The sequence below is a fragment of the Kocuria sp. genome, from assembly GCF_030536815.1.
Classification (GTDB): domain Bacteria; phylum Actinomycetota; class Actinomycetes; order Actinomycetales; family Micrococcaceae; genus Kocuria; species Kocuria gwangalliensis.
Genome location: NZ_JAUNPE010000187.1, coordinates 1 through 3730 on the forward strand (window position 1 = coordinate 1; position 3730 = coordinate 3730).

The 3730-nt window shown below is 64.8% G+C and carries 3 protein-coding genes and 1 pseudogene; all 4 read right to left on the bottom strand.

Going from position 1 to position 3730, the window contains the following annotated elements; translation table 11 throughout:
* Positions 1-7: 7 nt before the first annotated feature.
* The gene (gene ychF / locus Q4E95_RS11785; protein ID WP_303383489.1) at positions 8-1093 is read right to left on the bottom strand and encodes a redox-regulated ATPase YchF; all 1086 of its coding nucleotides are present in this window, start codon (positions 1091-1093) and stop codon (positions 8-10) included.
* Between the two features lie 43 nt (positions 1094-1136).
* Positions 1137-2204, bottom strand: a complete 1068-nt coding sequence (locus tag Q4E95_RS11790; protein WP_303383490.1) for a phosphotransferase — start codon at positions 2202-2204, stop codon at positions 1137-1139.
* Position 2205: 1 nt separating this feature from the next.
* On the bottom strand, positions 2206-3486 hold the full coding sequence (locus tag Q4E95_RS11795; protein WP_303383491.1) for an aminoglycoside phosphotransferase family protein: 1281 nt from the start codon (positions 3484-3486) through the stop codon (positions 2206-2208).
* A pseudogene (locus Q4E95_RS11800) lies at positions 3483-3730 on the bottom strand (ABC transporter ATP-binding protein); the annotation flags it as partial. The gene Q4E95_RS11795 and the pseudogene Q4E95_RS11800, both read right to left, overlap by 4 nt.

The following is a 3730-nucleotide window of genomic DNA, read 5'->3' on the forward strand; positions in this document are numbered from 1 at the left end:
ACTGCTTTTATACGTTAAACCGGAATTCCACTACATCCCCATCCGCCATCACGTAGTCCTTGCCCTCAATACGGACCTTGCCCGCAGCCTTGGCGTCAGCCATGGATCCGGCGGCCACCAGGTCGTCGAAGGACACGACTTCGGCCTTGATGAAGCCCCGCTCGAAGTCCGTGTGGATCACACCGGCGGCCTTGGGCGCGGTGTCGCCCTTGTTGATGGTCCAGGCCCGAGATTCCTTGGGGCCTGCAGTGAGGTAGGTCTGCAGGCCGAGGGTCTGGAAACCGGTGCGGGCCAGCTTGTCCAGGCCGGATTCGTCCTGGCCGGACATTTCCAGCATCTCGCGGGCTTCCTCATCGGACAGCTCCACGAGGTCGGACTCGAGCTTCGCGTCCAGGAACACGGCCTGGGCCGGCGCGACCAGATCGACCAGTTCCTGCTGGCGTTCCGGCGAATCCAGTACTCCCTCATCAGCGTTGAACACGTAAATGAACGGCTTGGCGGTCAGCAGGTTCAGCTCACGCAACTGATCGAGTTCCAGCTTCTCGGGACCGGCGGCCTCGAAAATCGTGCGGCCTTCCTCGAGCACCTTCTGCGCGGCTTGGTACGCGGCCAGCTGCTCGGGAGAACCCTTCTTGATCTTGACCTGCTTCTCCAGGCGCGGAATCGCGTTCTCCATGGTCTGCAGGTCAGCTAACACCAGCTCGGTGTTGATGGTCTCCATGTCGGAGGCGGGGTCGATCTTGCCGTCCACGTGGATCACGTCCGGGTCGTCGAACGCGCGCACCACCTGGGCGATCGCGTGCGCTTCACGGATGTTGGCCAGGAACTGGTTGCCCAAACCTTCACCCTCGGACGCGCCCTTCACAATGCCCGCAATGTCCACGAAGGACACGGTCGCGGGCAGAATGCGCTCCGAGCCGAAGATCTCGGCGAGCGCGTTCAAGCGCGGGTCCGGCAGGTTCACCACACCAATGTTCGGCTCGATGGTCGCGAACGGATAGTTCGCGGCGAGCACCGTGTTCCGCGTGAGCGCGTTGAACAGCGTTGATTTACCGACGTTGGGAAGACCGACAATTCCAATAGTAAGAGCCACGGTAGGACAGTCTACCGCCGCCCACGGACACTCATGGAACGCCTCAGCCCAGCTGATCCAGTAACCGTTCGGCCACCGGCACCCACTGCGGCCTGAACGCATAGACGCACACCAACCGCGCGCGGGTTGCCTCCCGGTAAACCGCCATCCGCCGCGCATCGGCCCCCACCACTCGGGACGCCTCGGCGATCGCGATCCTCGCGAGGAGTGCCATGTCCTCGCTGAGCAACCCCTGCATCACGCGCAGGTCGATGTGCACCTCGAGATTTGCCAGGTCCAGTTCACGATCGGCCAGCACTGCGGTGTCGAAATCGAGCACTCCCATGCGCCGGTTGGCGCAGTCGAACAGCATTTGTCCGTCATGGAGATCGCGATGCGCGGGCACCAGTTCGTTACGTGCAGTTCCCTGTGTCCGTTCGTCCAGGCTCAGGAGAGCCTCGTGGACCCCGCCCTCGACCTCGGTCAAACGGTCGGCAAAACGACCGGCCAGTTCACCGGGGTCGTGCTCGCGCAGGTTGGCGAGCCATGTACCGACCACGCCCGCTTCGGCCGCGGCGTCATGCGTTTGCCAGTCATCGGCCCCGCCGACGTCGCTCAGCACCATGCGTGACCAGGCGGCCTGCCACTCGTCCCACGCGAGCGCCCAGCACTCCTGCTCCAGCTCCATCAGGGGCCGGCCCGGCACCGTACTCAACGTGACCGAATGCTCGGTGGTCTCCAGAACCCGCGGTACCGAGAACCCCGCTCCCTCGGCGAGCACACCCATCGTGGTGGTGGCCGCGGCGACGTCGGCGGATTTTCCCGCCCGCAGGTGCTTCACGAATCCCCGCGAGGTGCAATCGACGGCGCGCTTGCCCGCCCGATGAACAATGAGTTCGCCACCGGGTTGCAGGGACGGTAATTTGCGGTCCTTGGCGTACGGCGTCAGTTTCACGCCGAACTCAGGAACCTCCACGACCGCGCGGATCCGCTGGAGCGAATCGCGGCATTCGTAGATCCTTTCCCCATCTTTCCCCGGCCACGAACGACGCACGACCAGGCGTTCACCGTTGATGTCGAATTGCAGGGGAGACGCGGAGTGCTCCGCCCGCTGGGGCACGATCCCCGTCATGTCATTCCACCTCTCCCCGCAGCACGGCGCGCGCCAGATCAATGCGTTGCCGCGCGTGCTGGACGCAATCCGGATCCAGATTGCGGAACGTGTCGGTCACGCGAAGAAGAACGTGGAATGCGGTCCACGCGCACACGGACTCGTCCGTGACCACCCCGACGGCGGGTACCTGACGGTACGCCTCGGCGAGGGCAACCACAGTGACCGGATTGCGGCCGCTGAGCAACTCCACCGCGGCGAACCCACCCAGGTCGTAACCGATGGGTGCCATCTTCATCCGGTCGAAGTCGATGAGAAGCGGCGCACCGTTTTCCCCAAACACCACCTGATCTGCGGAAAGGTCCCCGTGAGAGAGCACGGCGGCACCAGGGTTCTCGGCGATGGCCCGCAACACGTCATCGGACACGGCCTCGAACTGCCCCCGCAGATCCGCCAGGAAACACGTCAGCCCATTGGCCGCACCCTGCAACGCGGCCACCGGGTTCGCCTCGGGCACGGCCAGCTTCTGAGCGCGCGCTCCGGGCATCCCCGAGTGCAGTGCGTCCTGCGTCACCGAAACCACGTCAGCTGGGTCGATGCTGTGCAGGCGTGCAACCGCTTCCGCGAGCGCCGGCAACAACGTCCCATCCGTCACGGCATCCGAGGCTGGCCGCTCCGTGAGGTCGCCCCCGGTGATCCACGGCTGCTCAATGCTGTGCTGGGTCATCCCCGTGACCGGTAGCACGGGCGCACCCAGTTGATGCAACGCTGAAAGGAACGGTGCCGTGGCAGGCGGATCGGCCCAGACTCGCACCACGCTGGACTGGCCGTCCCCATCGGTGCGCTTGAAGACCACGCGTCGCCACGGGTTGTAACTGAGTACGGCCCCGTCAACATGTCCGCGCGGGTCCACCGTTTTGATCTCGGCGAGCGCCTTGAACAACATTCGGTCCAGACCGATCGGCCCGCAGAACACGCTGGTGCGCGGATCGTCCGGAAGTGGTGCGGTGAACAGCGGGTACCCGGTCCGGTCAGAGCGTTTAAGCAGCTTCCCGGCCTTGTTCGTCTCGCTCGGGGCGTACGCGGCGAACCACCAGGGCTGGCTTGCGGCCCCGGAATCGGCGCGAGCGGCGTCGACGATCCGCGCCACCGCGGAGGTCTCCGGCTTGAAGCGCAAGTGCTCGATCACCGGCCGCGTCATGCCCGTTTTAGACATCAATGTTGCAATGCAACGAACGTCCGATTCCGAACCCGGCAGGGCGTACAGCGCGTTGAGCACCGGTGTTCTCAGTGCCTGGCTCATGAGACCTCCGTTGCGTTGCGCTGGGTCTTGGCCCACGCGGCGAACCGGCCAGAATGTTCCGTCATGAGTTCGGCGGGGGTGCCGTCCAGCTCAATATTTCCGTTCTCGATCCACAGCACGCGATCCGCGTCCAGGGCCAGATGCGCGTCATGGGTGATGGCCACGGTCGTGCGATCCACGGTCAGGTGGTCAATGGCTTTGAGCACCGCCGACGTCGCCGCGGGGTCCAGTCCCGTGGTGGCCT